Origin of the sequence: Paracoccus sp. MC1862 (assembly GCF_016617715.1) — a bacterium.
Taxonomy (GTDB): Bacteria; Pseudomonadota; Alphaproteobacteria; order Rhodobacterales; family Rhodobacteraceae; genus Paracoccus.
On the sequence record NZ_CP067225.1, the window covers coordinates 647,576 to 663,312 of the forward strand.

Annotated in this window: 14 protein-coding genes; 11 read left to right on the forward strand and 3 right to left on the reverse strand. The window is 67.9% G+C overall.

Annotated features, from left to right (window positions below):
• Window positions 1–92: 92 nt before the first annotated feature.
• From JGR78_RS03285 to JGR78_RS03325, 9 genes are all read left to right on the forward strand, one after another.
• Window positions 93–1,067: a CoA ester lyase gene (locus JGR78_RS03285; RefSeq protein WP_182802998.1), complete on the forward strand. Its 975-nt coding sequence runs from the start codon at window positions 93–95 to the stop codon at window positions 1,065–1,067.
• Window positions 1,064–2,326, forward strand: coding sequence for a glycerate kinase (locus tag JGR78_RS03290; RefSeq protein ID WP_182803001.1), 1,263 nt, complete (start codon window positions 1,064–1,066; stop codon window positions 2,324–2,326). Before JGR78_RS03285 ends, JGR78_RS03290 begins: the two co-directional genes overlap by 4 nt.
• Before the next feature lie 769 nt (window positions 2,327–3,095).
• The gene (locus tag JGR78_RS03295) at window positions 3,096–3,785 is read left to right on the forward strand and encodes a hypothetical protein (protein WP_200559433.1); all 690 of its coding nucleotides are present in this window, start codon (window positions 3,096–3,098) and stop codon (window positions 3,783–3,785) included.
• A 473-nt stretch (window positions 3,786–4,258) separates the two neighbouring features.
• The gene (locus JGR78_RS03300) at window positions 4,259–5,551 is read left to right on the forward strand and encodes an adenylosuccinate synthase (protein ID WP_182803007.1); all 1,293 of its coding nucleotides are present in this window, start codon (window positions 4,259–4,261) and stop codon (window positions 5,549–5,551) included.
• Between the two features lie 3 nt (window positions 5,552–5,554).
• Window positions 5,555–6,190 carry an NAD(P)H-dependent oxidoreductase gene (locus JGR78_RS03305; RefSeq protein ID WP_182792974.1) on the forward strand — a complete coding sequence of 212 codons (636 nt, stop codon included), beginning with the start codon at window positions 5,555–5,557 and terminating at the stop codon, window positions 6,188–6,190.
• Complete coding sequence (locus JGR78_RS03310; protein ID WP_182792973.1) at window positions 6,187–6,399, forward strand: DUF2842 domain-containing protein; 213 nt, start codon at window positions 6,187–6,189, stop codon at window positions 6,397–6,399. The genes JGR78_RS03305 and JGR78_RS03310 overlap by 4 nt, the downstream gene beginning before the upstream one ends.
• On the forward strand, window positions 6,396–7,049 hold the full coding sequence (locus JGR78_RS03315) for a thiamine diphosphokinase (RefSeq protein ID WP_182792972.1): 654 nt from the start codon (window positions 6,396–6,398) through the stop codon (window positions 7,047–7,049). The genes JGR78_RS03310 and JGR78_RS03315 overlap by 4 nt, the downstream gene beginning before the upstream one ends.
• 147 nt (window positions 7,050–7,196) lie before the next feature.
• Window positions 7,197–8,363: a M20 aminoacylase family protein gene (locus JGR78_RS03320; protein WP_182792971.1), complete on the forward strand. Its 1,167-nt coding sequence runs from the start codon at window positions 7,197–7,199 to the stop codon at window positions 8,361–8,363.
• Complete coding sequence (locus tag JGR78_RS03325) at window positions 8,360–8,722, forward strand: hypothetical protein (protein WP_200559435.1); 363 nt, start codon at window positions 8,360–8,362, stop codon at window positions 8,720–8,722. The genes JGR78_RS03320 and JGR78_RS03325 overlap by 4 nt, the downstream gene beginning before the upstream one ends.
• Window positions 8,723–8,735: 13 nt before the next feature.
• Here JGR78_RS03325 and JGR78_RS03330 read toward each other — a convergent pair whose 3' ends face one another.
• Window positions 8,736–9,218 carry a hypothetical protein gene (locus JGR78_RS03330; protein WP_182792970.1) on the reverse strand — a complete coding sequence of 161 codons (483 nt, stop codon included), beginning with the start codon at window positions 9,216–9,218 and terminating at the stop codon, window positions 8,736–8,738.
• Between the two features lie 154 nt (window positions 9,219–9,372).
• Between JGR78_RS03330 and moaA the strand changes: the two genes are divergently transcribed.
• Window positions 9,373–10,374 (forward strand): GTP 3',8-cyclase MoaA, encoded by a 1,002-nt coding sequence (gene moaA / locus JGR78_RS03335; protein WP_182792969.1) that lies wholly within the window; start codon window positions 9,373–9,375, stop codon window positions 10,372–10,374.
• Between the two features lie 291 nt (window positions 10,375–10,665).
• On the opposite strand, the gene JGR78_RS03340 is transcribed toward moaA, so the two are convergent.
• Both JGR78_RS03340 and JGR78_RS03345 read right to left on the reverse strand, forming a co-directional pair.
• Window positions 10,666–11,016 (reverse strand): GFA family protein, encoded by a 351-nt coding sequence (locus JGR78_RS03340; RefSeq protein ID WP_182792968.1) that lies wholly within the window; start codon window positions 11,014–11,016, stop codon window positions 10,666–10,668.
• Window positions 11,017–11,027: 11 nt separating this feature from the next.
• Window positions 11,028–12,623, reverse strand: a complete 1,596-nt coding sequence (locus tag JGR78_RS03345) for a bifunctional UDP-sugar hydrolase/5'-nucleotidase (RefSeq protein WP_182803009.1) — start codon at window positions 12,621–12,623, stop codon at window positions 11,028–11,030.
• 152 nt (window positions 12,624–12,775) lie between these two features.
• Here JGR78_RS03345 and uvrA point away from each other — a divergent pair, with 152 nt between their 5' ends.
• Window positions 12,776–15,670, forward strand: coding sequence for an excinuclease ABC subunit UvrA (gene uvrA / locus JGR78_RS03350; RefSeq protein WP_182803011.1), 2,895 nt, complete (start codon window positions 12,776–12,778; stop codon window positions 15,668–15,670).
• Window positions 15,671–15,737: the final 67 nt, after the last annotated feature.

Sequence of the window (15,737 nt, forward strand, 5' to 3'; positions counted from 1 at the left end):
GCGTAACTTTCCGTAAGTTTTGTTGATTGACAGGAAACAATATTCCGCTCTTCCTGCGCCCATCCCCCCGACAATCAGCAGGAGCATGAGCCATGAGCTTCCATCCCATCGAGCAGGCCCCCGCCCGCCTGAACCGCAGCGAACTCGCCGTGCCGGGCAGCCAGCCCGCGATGTTTGAAAAGGCCGCCGCGTCCGAGGCGGACGTGGTCTTTCTCGACCTCGAGGACGCGGTGGCGCCCGATGAAAAGGCGCAGGCGCGCAAGAACATCATCAAGGCCCTGAACGAGATCGACTGGGGCAAGAAGACCATGTCGCTGCGAATCAACGGGCTCGATACCCATTACATGTATCGGGACGTGGTGGATGTGGTCGAACAGGCCGGCGAGCGGCTGGACCTGATCATGATCCCCAAGGTCGGCACCGCCGCCGATGTCTATGCCGTGGACATGCTGGTCACGCAGGTCGAGGACGCCAAGGGCTACAAGAAGCGCATCGGCTTCGAGCACATCATCGAAACGGCCCTCGGGATGCAGAACATCAGCGAGATCGCCGCGGCCTCGAAGCGCAACGAAAGCCTGCATTTCGGCGTGGCCGACTATGCCGCCAGCACCCGCGCCCGCACCACCATCATCGGTGGCGTGAACGAGAACTACTCGGTCCTGACCGACAAGGACGCGGATGGCGCCCGCCATGTCCACTGGGGCGACATGTGGCACTATGCCCTGTCGCGGATGGTCGTCGCCGCCCGCGCCAACGGGCTGCGCCCCATCGACGGCCCCTTCGGCGATTTCTCGGACCCCGAGGGCTACAAGGCGGCCGCCTATCGCGCCGCCGTTCTGGGCTGCGAGGGCAAATGGGCGATCCATCCCAGCCAGATCGCGCTGGCCAACGAGGTGATGAGTCCCTCGGACGCCGAGGTCGAGCGCGCCCAGAAGATCCTCGCCGCGATGGCCGAGGCCGAGGCCGCGGGCAAGGGCGCGGTCTCGCTGGACGGGCGGCTGATCGACTATGCCTCGATCCGCCAGGCCGAGGTGCTGGTCCAGAAGGCCCGGCAGATCGCTGCATGACACCGAGGATTGCCGAGATGCGCGCCCTGGCGCGGAAGCTTTACGACGAGGCCGTTCGCGCGGCCGATCCCGCCCTGGCCGTGCGCCGGCATTTCGACAGCCATCCCCCCGCCGAACTTCCGGCGGGGGGCCGCAACATCCTGATCGCCATCGGCAAGGCCGCCCCCGCCATGCTGCCCGAGGCGATGGGCCATGTCTCCGGCCCGACCGAGGCGCTGGCGGTCACGCATTACGGCAACGGCCGGGACATTCCCGGCGCCCGCGTCCTGACCGCCAGCCACCCCGAGCCGGACGAGGCCGGGCTGCGCGCCGGGCAGCAGATCATCGCGCTGCTGGACGGGGCAGGGGCGCAGGACCGGGTCTATGCGCTGATCTCGGGCGGCGGCTCGGCGCTGGTGCCCGCGCCGCGCCCGCCGCTGACCTTGGCCGACAAGCAGCAGGTGAACCGGCTGCTTCTGGCCAGCGGGCTGGAGATCGGGCAGGTCAACCTGATCCGCCAGCAGCTCTCCGACCTCAAGGGCGGCGGCTTCTTGCGCCATGCCGCCCCGGCCCCGGTCCGGGCGCTGATCCTGTCGGACGTGATCGGCAACGACCTCGGCGCCATCGCCAGCGGCCCGACCGTCGCCCCGCTCGGCACGCCCGGGGATGCCTTGGCGCTGCTGGCCCGGCAGGGGCTTCTGGACCGGCTGCCCCCCGCGGTGACGGCGCTTCTGGAAGAAGGAAACGAGTCCCCCCCTGCGCCCGTGGCAGAGAATCACCTGATCGGCAGCAACGAGATCTCGCTTGCCGCCATCCGCGCGGCGGTCCCGCAGGGATGGGAGGCCCGCATCGTCAGCGACCGGCTGACCGGCGACGTGGGCGAGGCCGCCGCGCGGATCGCGCAGGCCGCCGCGCAGGCCGCCCCCGGCCGGCCCGAAGTCCTCGTCTTCGGCGGCGAAACCACCGTCACGCTGCGGGGAACGGGCCGCGGCGGGCGCAACCAGGAACTGGCGCTGCGGCTGGCCATGCTGGGCCGTGACTGGCGGCGTCCCTGGGTCTTTCTCAGCGGCGGGACCGATGGCCGGGACGGCCCGACCGATGCCGCGGGCGGGCTGGTCGATGGCGGCACCATCGGGCGCATCGCGACCGCGGGCCGGGATGCCGCGGCCCTGCTGGCCAACAACGACAGCCACGCGGCACTGGGGGCTGCGGGCGACCTGCTGATCGCCGGCGCGACCGGCACCAACGTCGCCGACGTTCAGGTGCTGCTGCTGGCCTGATCCCGGACCCTGTCAGCCACTCGCGGGATTTGCAGAAAACGCATCATGGCAGGGTGACCACTGCCTCGAACCGGCACGCGTGAACTGTCCTTTGAAAAGTGCCGCTGCCTCGCCTGCCGGGCGACATGCAGGTAACGCAGGCGTGCTGGGAATGGCGATGAAGTTCGCGTCGTCTCATCCCTCCTCTACCCCGGGGGCGGTGCGCCCCCTCAGGATCGACATTTCCGAACAGCGCCCCCGTCGCCTCGTCCATCCCGCGCATCCTCATCCTGCAAGCGCAGCGGTAAGAGTGAACCATGTCCTCGAAACCACGTCAGGGTCGGGTTCTTCAGCAACCTGTCAAACAAGCGGCGGCCAAGCGCAGCCTCAGCGACGGAGCGGTTCCAGACCACGTTGCAGCATCTCGCACTAACAGGTTGCATACAGGCCAAATCCGGCAGCAGAAAATCAAGGCGAGAGCTGCAAGGATGCTGCAACCCCAGATTCAAAAATGCCTGACTCCAGTGGCTTGAATCACCAACTGCCTTCGAATCGCCTGCTTGCTGGCATTCTGTCAGGACGTTCACATGCCGCCCATACCATTCGTGACGCCCCCGCAGGACTGCAGAGCAACCGAGCGCCTGATCCTTGTCCCTGTGAGGAAAAAACATGGCGCTCATCGACCTCGCCCTTGTGCAAGAGAATGTCTTCTATGTTGACGCAACGACCGGACCGTCGAACACCGACCTCGTGAATGCCGGCGTGCTCAGCGCCGATACCGTCGTTTACCATGGCGACGGCGACGGCGACCTCACGCGCGTGCTGGGCGTCAATGTTCTCAGCGGCAGCTATACCGTTGCAACCGGGGGGCGCCGACCTGAGCATCGATGCCGGGCTGCCGGATGCGCGCCTGGTCACCGACCGCACAGTGATCATCGACGGTGAAAGCAGTTTCACCCTGGATGCCGGCACTCTCGACGTCGCCTCCGTGCTGACAGACCTGCGGAACGAAACGACCATCGCCTTCTCGCGAAGCGGTCCGGGGACATTCACCGAGGTGCGGCCTGCCATCGGAATCCTCGCAAGCGCCTTCCTGACCATCGACGAGATCGGTCCCGGCGACAGGCTGGTGATCCCGATCGACGGTCAAGGGATTGGCGGGCTGAACACCCTGCGCGAGGCTTCCTATTCAGACGGCTCTCTGAACCTCGTGAATGGCAGCGCCCTCAACCAGGTCGACCTCTGCATCGGGATGACGCAGGAACAGTATGCCCTTTACCGCGAGAATCCCGGCGCCTTCCTGAACGGCGCAACCGATACTTTCACCTTCCCCGGCGCCGTCGATCCGGACGAGCCTCCGAACGAAGTTTCCCGCTTCACGCGCGGAACGCTGATCGAGACCGGGCGCGGCCTTGTCGCCGTCGAGGATCTGGCGGTCGGCCGGGCGGCACAGGACGAGAACTTCGCGCTGTTGCCCTGACTCGGGGATCTCGACCATGTCGCAGAGGGCGCGCTTCCTTGCCTCGGGTCGGATGGGACGGAAGCTTGTCATGCGCCATTCCCAACACCGTAGGCCGCTGGTCCAGCAGGGCCACCACTGAACACGCGAGCGGCCCGGAAATGGCCGCGCTGCCAGGCCGATCGTTTCCGGTGCGCGCTGGCGGGCCTGTTGAAAGATGGGCAGCGTCAGAGGCTTTCAGGCAAGAATCCAGTTTGCAAACCGCTTCTAATCTATTGATGTGATTGCTGCGGGCCGGATGACAGCTTGAAGAACTGCCAGGCAGGTTCAGTGTTTCACAACGCGTCCGGTTGCCGCAGGCCGCAGGTCCGAATCGTCTTGCCCCCACCATCTTTCCTATGAACTCCGCCCCCGAGGGGCTTTGCACGGATAGCGGCTTTCATGGCGCTGTCATCGGGGCTATACCCCGCGCGGACCGTCAAAGGGGTTTATTCATGGCAAATGTGGTGGTGGTCGGCGCCCAGTGGGGCGACGAGGGCAAGGGCAAGATCGTCGACTGGCTGTCCGAGCGCGCCGACGTGATCGCCCGCTTCCAGGGCGGCCACAACGCGGGCCACACGCTGGTCATCGGCAACGAGGTCTTCAAGCTGTCGCTGCTGCCCTCGGGGATCGTCCGCAAGAACAAGCTGGCCGTGATCGGCAACGGCGTCGTGCTGGACCCTTGGGCGCTGTTTGCGGAAATCGACAAGCTGGCGGGGCAGGGCGTCGCCATCTCGACCGCCAACCTGATGATCGCGGAAAACACGCCCCTGATCCTGCCCCTGCACCAGGACCTCGACCGCCTGCGCGAGGAAGCCGCGGGCGCCTCGAAGATCGGCACTACCGGCCGCGGCATCGGCCCGGCCTATGAGGACAAGGTGGGCCGCCGCGCCATCCGCCTTGCCGACCTTTCCGACGAGGAGACGCTGGACCAGCGCCTCGACCGCCTGCTGGCCCATCACGACCCGCTGCGGCAGGGGCTTGGCGCCGCGCCCGTCGACCGCGCCGAGCTGAAGGCGAAGCTGCTGGAGATCGCGCCGAAGCTGCTGCCCTATGCCCAGCCGGTCTGGAAGATCATGGCCGACGCCCGGAAATCCGGCAAGCGCATCCTCTTCGAAGGGGCGCAGGGCGCGCTTCTGGACATCGACTTCGGCACTTATCCCTATGTCACCTCCTCCACCACCATGTCGGGCGCTGCGGCCAGCGGCACCGGCATGGGGCCGGGCGCGATCGGCTATGTGCTGGGCATCGTCAAGGCCTATACCACCCGCGTCGGCTCCGGTCCCTTCCCGACCGAGCTTGAGGATGAGATCGGCCAACGGCTGGGCGAGCGTGGGCACGAATTCGGCACCGTCACCGGCCGCAAGCGCCGCTGCGGCTGGTTCGACGCGGCGCTGGTGCGCCAGACCTGCGCCATTTCCGGCGTGAACGGCATCGCCCTGACCAAGCTGGACGTTCTGGACGGCTTCGAGACGCTGAAGATCTGCACCGGCTACACCGTGGACGGCCAGCATTACGACTACCTGCCCACCGCCGCCGCCCTGCAGGCCCGCGCCCAGCCGGTCTACGAGGAGATCGAGGGCTGGTCGGAATCGACCGAAGGCGCGCGGTCATGGGCCGACCTGCCGGCCGCGGCCATCAAGTATGTCCGCCGGATCGAGGAACTGATCCAGTGCCCCGTCGCGTTGCTGTCGACAAGCCCCGAACGCGAGGACACCATCCTTGTCACCGACCCCTTCGCCGACTGATCCATGCGCGTCCTGATCCTCGACGGCCATCCCGACAGCGACCGGCTGACCCAGTCGCTGCTGGACGCCTATGAGGAGGGGCTGCCCCCCGGCACCCGCGTCGCGCGGCTGGCGGTCCGCGATCTCGACTTCGACCCCAACCTGCGGCGCGGCTACGAGACGATCCAGGAATGGGAACCCGACCTGCACCTGCTCTGGCAGGCGATGCTGGCCGCCGACCATATCGTTCTGGGCTTTCCGCTGTGGTGGGGGGCGGAACCCGCGCGGCTCAAGGGCCTGTGGGATCGGCTGATCCTTCCCGCCAAGGCGTTCTCGGTGGCCGAGGGCGCGCTGATGCCCGACCCCATGCTGGCCGGGCGTTCCGTGGACATGATCGTGACGATGGACACGCCGCCGCTGCTTTACCGCCTCGTCATGCGCGACCCCCTAGGCGCGCGAATGGGCTGGCAGGTGCTGGGCTACTGCGGGCTCGACCCGATCCGCCGCATCTATCTGGGCCGCGTCCGCGAGGGCGAGGCGGAACGCAACATGCCCCGCTGGCGCCGCCGCCTGCATGGCGCGGCCGCCACCGCCCTGCGGCTGCGCCGCCGCCCCACCGCTCGCCGCATCGCCGTCGAGGCGCAGGAGCGCGAGACATGAACCTCCAGCAACGCAAGAGATGGTCGCTGGTCCTGCTGCTGGTCTGGATGCCGGTCTGGATCGTCATCGCCGTGACCTTCATCAACTGGCTGGACGCCCGCTTCGGCCGAATGCCGATCTGGGCCGAGGTGCCGGTCTATATCTTCCTCGCCTTTGCTTGGCTGCTGCCCTTCCGCCGCGTCTTCCGGGGCGTTGGTCGGGGGGAATGACGCCGGTCCTGACCTCGGCCGCCGGCGTCACCCTGATCGGCGGCGGCGCGGTGACGGCGGCCGATCTTGCCGAGGCGCTGGCGTTGGCGCCCACCGTGGCGGCCGCCGACAGCGGCGCCGACCGGGCCTTGGCGGATGGCATCATGCCGCAGGCGGTGATCGGCGATCTCGATTCGCTCTCGACGGCGGGGCGCGCGGCCATCCCTCCCGATCGGCTGCACCATGTTCCCGAACAGGAAACGACCGACTTCGAGAAATGCCTGACCCGCATCGCCGCGCCCTTTGTCGTGGCGGTGGGCTTCACCGGCTCGCGCGCCGACCACCTCTTGGCCTGCCTGACCACGCTTGTCCGGGTGCCGCGCCCCTGCCTGCTGCTGGGGGGCGAGGACGCGATCTTCGCCGCCCCCGCCCGGCTGGCGCTGGACCTGCCGCCGGGCACCCGGCTGTCCCTTTATCCCCTCGGCCCCGTCACCGGCACCAGCCGGGGCCTGCGCTGGCCCATCGACGGCCTGACGCTCGACCCCGCCCGGCGCACCGGCACCTCGAACGAGACGACCGGCCCCGTCGAACTGGCGCTCGACGGCCCTTGTCTCGTCATCCTGCCCCGCGCCCAGGCCGCCGCCGCCATCCAGGCCATCACCTCGGCCTGACGGTAGCCTGCGGGCTTCTTCTTCGTCGAAATATCCCCGGGGTGAGGCCCGGAACGGGCCGAGGGGCAGCGCCCCTTGACTCTTGCGCCGCATCTTCCCCTTGCCCGCGCGCCATGCCACCCTGCCACCGCCGCGAAGGAGACACCCATGCCCGTCAAGAACCGCTTTGCCGAGCTTCACCCCGAGATCACCGCCTGGCGGCGGGACTTCCACGAGAAGCCCGAACTGGATTACGACGTCCACCGCACCGCCGCCCGCGTGGCCGAACTGCTGCGCGGCTTCGGCGCCGACGAGGTGACGGAAGGCGTCGGCCGCACCGGCGTCGTCGGCGTCATCAGGGGCCGCAGCGACAGCAGCGGCCGCGTCATCGGGTTGCGCGCCGACATGGACGCCCTGCCGATCACCGAGGCGACGGGCGCCGATTACGCCTCGAAGACCCCCGGCGTCATGCATGCCTGCGGCCATGACGGCCATACGGCCATGCTGCTGGGCGCGGCGAAATACCTGGCCGAGACGCGCAACTTCGACGGCACGGCGGTGGTGATCTTCCAGCCCGCCGAGGAAGCCGGCGGCGGCGGGCAGGCGATGGTGCAGGACGGCCTCGTGGACCGCTGGGGCATCCAGGAGTTCTACGCCATGCACAACCTGCCCGGCCTGCCCGCCGGACAGTTCGCCATCCGCGACGGCGCGATGATGGCCGCCGCCGACACATTCGAGATCCTGCTGACCGGCAAGGGCGGCCACGCGGCCCGCCCCCATGACGGCGTGGACACGACCCTGATGGCCGCGCAGGTGATCGTGGCGCTGCAATCCATCGTCTCGCGCAACGTCGATCCGCTGCACAGCGCCGTGGTCTCGGTCTGCGTGGTCGAGACGAGCAGCCGTGCCCATAACATCATCCCCCAGACCGTCCGCCTGCGCGGCACGGCCCGCAGCCTTGATCCCGCCATCCGCGACCTTGTCGAAGAACGGCTGCACCGCGTCGCGACCGGGGTGGCCGGGGCGATGGGCGGCTCGGCCGAGGTGAACTACCAGCGCGGCTATCCGGTGACGATGAACGACCCGCAGGCAACCCTTCACGCGGCGCAGGTCGCCCGGCAGGTCGCGGGCGAGGTCGACACCGAGATCATGCCGATGATGGCGGGCGAGGATTTCAGCTACATGCTGCTGGAACGCCCCGGCGCCTATATCTTCACGGGCAACGGCGACACGGCGATGCTCCACCACCCGGCCTATGACTTCAACGACGAGGCCATCCCGGCGGGTTCAAGCTGGTATGCTGGCATGATCGAGGCCCGGATGCCCGCCGCGTGACGCAGACCCTTCCGCCCGAGCTTGCGGTCCAGCTTGACCTGCTGGGCCTGGGCGGGGGCTTCGTCCCGCCGACCGAGGTCGGTCTTGCCGCGCGGCAGGGCCTTGCCCTGCGACGGCGGCATGGCCGCGGCGGCACCGAAGTCGGCCTTGCCCGCGCGCAAGGCCTGTCCGCCCTGCGCCCCCATTCAGCCAGAGAGATGCGGGTGATCGCGGCTTGGTTCGCCCGCTTCGGCTATCTGCGCGGGCGGGGGCGCTGGGACGATGCCGCGAACCCCTCGACCGGCTACATCGCCTGGCTGCTCTGGGGCGGCGATGCCGGGCGCGACTGGGTCGAGGCCCGCCGCGCCGACTGGTCGTGACCCGGCGCGGGCCTCAGCTTCGATAGACCTCAAGCTCGGGCAGGTCGGTCAGGTCCGCGCCCAGCGTGGTCAGCGCCGGCAGCGACACCTGGCTGCCCGCCGAGGCCGGACCGGGCAGGGGGATCAGGTCCACGTTCACCGACCGCCCCGAGGCCGCGTCCACGATCCGCCCCTTGCCGGGCGCGCTGACCAGCGGCGTCTTGATCCAGAACCCGCCCTCGGTCGCGTCGCCCAGCGAGGCGATGGTGGTGCCGAGCCGCCCGCCCGCCGCGCTCGGCCGCGTGGCCGCCGCCTTCTCGGCGGCCGAGGCGTCAAGCTGCGCCACCGACTGCGAGCCTGCCGGCCGCTGCAGCGAACCGGCCGCCACCGTGGGCGCGGCGCTGACCGTCGCCGCCGGGGTCCGCGGGGGTGGCGCGGGCCGCAGGTCGGACATCATGTCGCAGCCGGCCAGCGCCAGAACCAGCGCGGCGGACGAAAGAATGGGGCGGATCGTCATGTCGTATCCCTTGTGCATGAGATGTGCATCGACCGTGCATGGCCTGTGACCGCGATTTTGCGCCGCTGGCCGTCCCGCTGTCCACGCCCGGCGCGCGCCCCGGCGGCAAGCCGCCAACCTTGTGCCCCGGACGCCACGGACCTATGTTGCCCCCATGACTGCAGCTCCCCTGATCGACCCCTTCGCCCGCCCGATCACCTATCTGCGGGTGTCGGTCACCGACCGCTGTGATTTCCGCTGCACCTACTGCATGGCCGAGCACATGCAGTTCCTGCCGAAAGCCGAGCTGCTGACGCTGGAGGAACTGGAACGCCTCGCCGGCGCCTTCATCGACCTCGGTGTGCGCAAGCTGCGGATCACCGGGGGCGAACCCTTGGTGCGACGCAACATCATGTCCTTCTTCCACGTCATGTCCGACCGGCTGGGGCAGGGGCTGGACGAGCTGACCCTGACCACCAACGGCAGCCAGCTTGCCCGCTTTGCCGAGGAACTGGCCGAGTGCGGGGTGCGCCGCATCAACGTCTCGCTGGACACGCTGGACCCCGACAAGTTCGCCGCCATCACCCGCTGGGGCCGCCTGCCGCAGGTCATGGACGGCATCGCCGCCGCCAAGACCGCCGGATTGCGCATCAAGATCAACACGGTAGCCCTCAAGGGCTTCAACGAGGACGAGTTGTTCCCGTTGATCGACTGGTGCGGCGAACAGGGCCACGACCTGACCTTCATCGAGGTCATGCCGATGGGCGACATGGGCGAGGAGGTCCGTCTGGACCAGTACTGGCCCCTCAGCGACCTGCGCCGAAGGCTGGAAACCCGCTTTACCCTGACCCCGCTGGCGGAACGCACCGGCGGCCCCGCCCGCTATGTGCGGCTTGAGGAAACCGGCCAGAAGATCGGCTTCATCACGCCGCTCACGCATAATTTCTGCGAAAGCTGCAACCGCGTCCGCGTCACCTGCACGGGCGAGCTTTACATGTGCCTCGGGCAAGAGGACCGCGCCGACCTGCGCGGACCCCTGCGCGCCAGCCCCGGCGACGCGCCGCTGAAGGACGCCATCCGCGCCGCCATTGCCCGCAAGCCGAAGGGCCACGACTTCGACTATTCCCGCGGAGTCGGCGGTCAGGTGACGCGGCACATGAGCCACACCGGCGGCTGACCTGTAACTACAGCCTGATCCAGACCACGCCGGGCACCATCACGCGCAGCCCTGCATCGCGCGGCTGCGCCTCGTGTTCCCCTCCCGGCATGACCTGGCCGCTGCCGAAGTCTGGCGCGATCCAGCCCCTTCAGTGTGACAGGGGGCCAGCCGTGGATGAGGGACGCGCCGCCTGCTGTGCGGTCGTGGTCGGCGGCGCGAAGGACGGGCAGGGGACGATCCCGCCTTGTCACACGCGCGGGTAGGGAAAACCCGAGCCGCTGATCCGGCAAGACGGAACCGCTGTGGCCCTTACGCCGAGGCGCCGTCGTAGTGGCTTGACTCCAGCGTCCGCGCGTCCACCCCCTCGAGGCAGTTGACGTTGATCGCCACCATCTTCTGCCCGTTCTGTTCGCCATAGGCGAAGGGTTCGATGCCGCAAACAGGGCAGAAGCGGTGCGAGATGACCTGCTCGTTGAACCTGTATTCCGTCGTCGGCCCGTCCGAGGTCAGCCGGAACGCCTGCCTCGGAACAAAGGCCAGCACCGATCCCAGCCTGCGGCAGCGCGAGCAGTTGCAGGTGACGGTCTGGTCCAGGTCGGCGTCCACCTTGAAGGCGATGGCGCCGCATTGGCAACTGCCGGCATGATGTTGCGCGGCCATGGGTCATCCTCTCATTTCACGGTAATGCGGCCGTTCAATGCAGGGGCATAGCCCAGCCCCTGCCGCGACAGCCAGTCGGCCAGAATCTCGGCCAGATCGGGGCCGAAGTCATAGGCGTCGGTTCCCTCGGTGGCGAACATCGCATAGCCGTCGCCACCGCCGCGCAGGTAGTTGTTGGTGACGATGCCATAGGTCGCCGCGGGGTCCAGCGGCGCCCAGCTTTCGCCCGTCCGAACCTGAACGTCGCTGATCCGGCTGCCCGCGGGCGCTGCGGGATCAATCGCATAGCGTAGCCCCGCGACCTGGGCGAAGCGGCCTGCGCCATCCTCGATCTCGCTGGCGCCGTTTTCCAGCGCGGCCAGAACGGTCGAGCCCTTGGCGCGGAAGGTAGAAAGCGAGTTCTGGAAGGGCAGGACGTCATAAACCTCTCCCATCGTCACCGGCCCTGCGTCGATCGAGGCGCGCAAGCCCCCGCCGTTCTGGATTGCGATGCTGACGCCCTGATCTGCCACCCGCGCCAGCATCGCATCGGCCACGACATTGCCCATGACGCATTCCCGTGCCCGGCAGTCGGCCCGGTCAGCGCCCAAGGGAACGGCGATCTCGGCCACCTGCTTGCGGCGCAGCTCCTCAAGCGGCCGGGCCAGTTCCTGCACGCGGGCGACGATGGTGTCGTCCTCGGGGTGGCTGGCGTCCAGGAGGATCGGCGCACCCTCGGCTGCGGTCAAGCGGCCCTGGTCGTCGAAGGTCAGCTTCAACTCGCCGAGGTATTTCCCATAAGCGTAGGCAGTTGCGACCGGAACCTCGGCGCCGCTCGAAGCTGTGACGCGCGTCGGATAGGGGCCAGCGGCGCCCTCCATCTCTCCCAGCAGCGTGTGGCTGTGGCCGCCGATGATGGCATCGAGGCCGGGCACCCCTGTGGCGAACTCAAGGTCACTGCTATAGCCCACATGGGTCAGCGCGATGATCTTGTCCACGCCCTCGGCTTCCAGCGCCTGCACCCCGGCCTTGAGGCTCTCCATGTCGTCCAGGAAGATCACCGAGGGACCGGGCGAAGCCGTCTCGGGCGTGTCCATCGCCAGCGCCGAGACGAGGCCGATCTTCTCTCCGCCCACCTCCAGCGTGACCGTATGGCGCAGCTTGCCCGCCAGCAGGTTCGATTGCGAGACGTCGAGGTTGCCCGACATGACCGGGAACTCCGCCCCGTCCAGCAGGACCGCCGCGCCCTCGGGGCCATCGTCGAACTCGTGGTTGCCGAGGCTCATGGCGTCATAGCCGATGGCGTTCATGAACTCGACCGTGTCCCGGCCCTTGTAGGTCGTGTAGAACAGCGATCCCTGACACTGATCGCCCGCGTCTAGCACGATCACGTTGCCGCCCTCGGCCCGGATTGCGTCCCGCCGCGCGTCGATGGCGGCCTTCAGCCGCGCCACGCCGCCGAAGCATTCGTTCTTCGCCAGCGTTTCGGCGTCGCAGGTCGAATCGAAGGCATTGATCGGCTCGATCCGGCTGTGGAAATCGTTGGTGTGCAGGATGTGCAGCACGTAGTCGGCCTGCGCGGTGCTGGCGAAGGCGACCAGCGCCGTGGTCAGAAGCAGTCGGGTCATGGCGGACTCCGTCAGGGGATCAGGTTCAGCCTGCCAGTGGCACGCTCATGTGACAAGCTGACTTCAGCGCAGATGTTCGCCTGATGTTCTTTCCGGCTTGCGTTTCGCGCAGGCGACCATATCTGATGCCCTTGTCCCCCCGAGAGGTCCGCATGGAACAGAAGTTCATCGAGGTGCGCGGCGCGCGCGAGCATAATCTCAAGGGCGTGGACATGGACATTCCGCGCGACTCGCTGGTGGTCATCACCGGGTTGTCGGGGTCGGGGAAGTCGAGCCTCGCCTTCGACACGATCTATGCGGAAGGCCAGCGGCGCTATGTCGAGAGCCTGTCGGCCTATGCGCGGCAGTTCCTCGACATGATGGGCAAGCCGGACGTGGACCATATCTCGGGCCTGTCGCCGGCGATTTCCATCGAGCAGAAGACGACCTCGAAGAACCCGCGTTCGACGGTGGGGACGGTCACGGAAATCTACGACTACCTGCGGCTGCTGTTCGCCCGTGCAGGGACACCGTATTCCCCGGCGACCGGCCTGCCCATTGAGGCGCAGCAGGTGCAGGACATGGTGGACCGGGTGATGGCGCTGCCCGAGGGGACGCGCGCCTTTCTGCTGGCCCCCATCGTCCGCGACCGCAAGGGCGCTTACGAAAAGGAACTGCTGGACCTGCGGAAAAAGGGCTTCCAGCGGGTCAAGATCGACGGCGCGTTCCACGAGCTTGATACGCCGCCCACGCTGGACAAGAAGTTCCGCCACGACATCGACGTGGTGGTGGACCGCATCGTCGTGCGCGAGGGGCTGGAAACGCGGCTGGCCGATAGCTTCCGCACGGCGCTGGACCTTGCGGAAGGCATCGCGGTTCTGGAAACCGCGCCTTCCGAGGGTCAACCCGAGCGCATCACCTTCTCGGAAAACTTCGCCTGCCCGGTCAGCGGCTTCACCATCCCCGAAATCGAGCCGCGCCTGTTTTCCTTCAACGCGCCATTGGGCGCCTGTCCCGCTTGCGACGGGCTGGGGGTGGAACTGTTCTTCGACGAACGCCTGGTCGTTCCCGACACCGGCCTGTCGGTGGCGCAAGGGGCCATCGCGCCCTGGGCCAAGTCCAAGTCGGCCTACATGACTCAGACGACCAATGCGCTGGCCGCGCATTACGGCTTTGACCCCAAGACGCCGTGGCGCGACCTGCCGGACCATGTGCGCCACGTCCTGATGCACGGCTCAGGCGCTGAGGAAATCCGCTTCTGCTTCGACGACGCGGGCCGCGTCTACGAGGTCAGCCGCACCTTCGAAGGCGTCATCCCCAACATTGAGCGCCGCTGGCGCGAGACCGACTCGTCCTGGTCGCGCGAGGAGCTTGAGCGTTACCAGAACAGCCGCCCCTGCCATGTCTGCGACGGCAACCGGCTGAAGCCCGAGGCACTGGCGGTGAAGATCGCTGGCCGCCATGTCGGTCAGGTCACGGACCAGTCGATCCGAGAGGCGCTGGCATGGGTCGAGGACGCCCCGAACCATCTGTCGAATCAGAAAAACGAGATCGCCCGCGCCATCCTCAAGGAAATCCGAGAGCGGCTGGGGTTCCTCGTGAACGTGGGGCTGGACTACCTGACGCTTTCCCGCGCGGCGGGCACGCTGTCGGGCGGCGAAAGCCAGCGCATCCGGCTGGCGTCGCAGATCGGCTCGGGCCTGACGGGCGTGCTCTATGTGCTGGATGAGCCCTCCATCGGCCTGCACCAGCGCGACAACGACCGGCTGCTGGAGGCGCTGAAGGGGCTGCGCGATCAGGGCAACTCGGTGATCGTGGTCGAGCATGACGAGGATGCGATCCGTCATGCCGATTACGTCTTCGACATGGGACCGGGTGCGGGCGTCCACGGCGGCGAGGTCGTGGCCAAGGGCACGCCCGCCGAGATCGAGGCCAACCCGGACAGCCTCACCGGGCAGTATCTCTCCGGCGCGCGCGAGATCGAGGTTCCAGCCGAACGCCGCAAGGGCAACGGCAAGGCCGTGACGGTGGAAGGGGCGACGGGCAACAACCTCAAGGACGTGACCGTCGATTTTCCCTTGGGCCGGTTCGTCTGCATCACCGGCGTGTCCGGCGGCGGCAAGTCCACGCTGACGGTCGAGACGCTGTTCAAGACGGCCTCGATGCGGCTGAACGGCGCGCGGCAGACCCCCGCGCCCGCCCGCGCGATTAAGGGGCTGGAGCATCTGGACAAGGTCATCGACATCGACCAGCGCCCCATCGGCCGCACCCCCCGGTCGAACCCGGCGACCTACACCGGCGCCTATACCCATATCCGCGACTGGTTCGCCCGCCTGCCGGAATCCAAGGCGCGCGGCTACGGCCCCGGCCGCTTCAGCTTCAACGTCAAGGGCGGGCGCTGCGAGGCCTGCCAAGGCGACGGCGTCATCAAGATCGAGATGCACTTCCTGCCCGACGTCTATGTCACCTGCGAAACCTGCAAGGGCAAGCGCTACAACCGCGAAACGCTGGAGGTCGAGTTCAAGGGCAAGTCCATCGCCGACGTGCTGGACATGACCATCGAGGACGCGCAGGAGTTCTTCAAGGCGGTGCCCTCGATCCGGTCCAAGATGGACGCGCTGGTCCAGGTGGGACTGGGTTACGTCAAGGTCGGGCAGCAGGCGACGACGCTGTCGGGCGGCGAGGCGCAGCGGGTGAAGCTGGCCAAGGAACTTTCCCGAGCTTCCACCGGCAAGACGCTGTATATCCTAGACGAACCGACCACAGGCCTGCATTTCGACGACACCCGCAAGCTGCTGGAGGTGCTGCAGCGGCTGGTCGATCAGGGCAACACGGTGGTGGTGATCGAGCATAACCTCGACGTCATCAAGACCGCCGACTGGATCATCGACATCGGCCCCGAAGGCGGTGACGCCGGGGGTCGCATCGTGGCCGAGGGAACGCCCGAGGATGTGGCGCAGGTCACGGAAAGCTACACCGGCCACTATCTGGCGCCGATGCTGGAAGTGGCGGCGCGACGGCGCGATGCCGCGCCCAAGGCCAGACGCGCGCGGGTGTCTGCGGCCTGATGCCGCGGTGATGGGGGCAGGGGCAACCCTTCGGCCGCCGGTTCGTTCCCTTTCCGGGCGAACTGGC

Coding starts and splice junctions, on each gene's coding strand:
- JGR78_RS03285 (WP_182802998.1), top strand. CDS start 93: ATGAGCTTCCATCCCATCGAGCAGGCCCCCGCCCGCCTGAACCGCAGC.
- JGR78_RS03290 (WP_182803001.1), top strand. CDS start 1,064: ATGACACCGAGGATTGCCGAGATGCGCGCCCTGGCGCGGAAGCTTTAC.
- JGR78_RS03295 (WP_200559433.1), top strand. CDS start 3,096: ATGGCGACGGCGACGGCGACCTCACGCGCGTGCTGGGCGTCAATGTTC.
- JGR78_RS03300 (WP_182803007.1), top strand. CDS start 4,259: ATGGCAAATGTGGTGGTGGTCGGCGCCCAGTGGGGCGACGAGGGCAAG.
- JGR78_RS03305 (WP_182792974.1), top strand. CDS start 5,555: ATGCGCGTCCTGATCCTCGACGGCCATCCCGACAGCGACCGGCTGACC.
- JGR78_RS03310 (WP_182792973.1), top strand. CDS start 6,187: ATGAACCTCCAGCAACGCAAGAGATGGTCGCTGGTCCTGCTGCTGGTC.
- JGR78_RS03315 (WP_182792972.1), top strand. CDS start 6,396: ATGACGCCGGTCCTGACCTCGGCCGCCGGCGTCACCCTGATCGGCGGC.
- JGR78_RS03320 (WP_182792971.1), top strand. CDS start 7,197: ATGCCCGTCAAGAACCGCTTTGCCGAGCTTCACCCCGAGATCACCGCC.
- JGR78_RS03330 (WP_182792970.1), bottom strand. CDS start 9,218: ATGACGATCCGCCCCATTCTTTCGTCCGCCGCGCTGGTTCTGGCGCTG.
- moaA (WP_182792969.1), top strand. CDS start 9,373: ATGACTGCAGCTCCCCTGATCGACCCCTTCGCCCGCCCGATCACCTAT.
- JGR78_RS03340 (WP_182792968.1), bottom strand. CDS start 11,016: ATGGCCGCGCAACATCATGCCGGCAGTTGCCAATGCGGCGCCATCGCC.
- JGR78_RS03345 (WP_182803009.1), bottom strand. CDS start 12,623: ATGACCCGACTGCTTCTGACCACGGCGCTGGTCGCCTTCGCCAGCACC.
- uvrA (WP_182803011.1), top strand. CDS start 12,776: ATGGAACAGAAGTTCATCGAGGTGCGCGGCGCGCGCGAGCATAATCTC.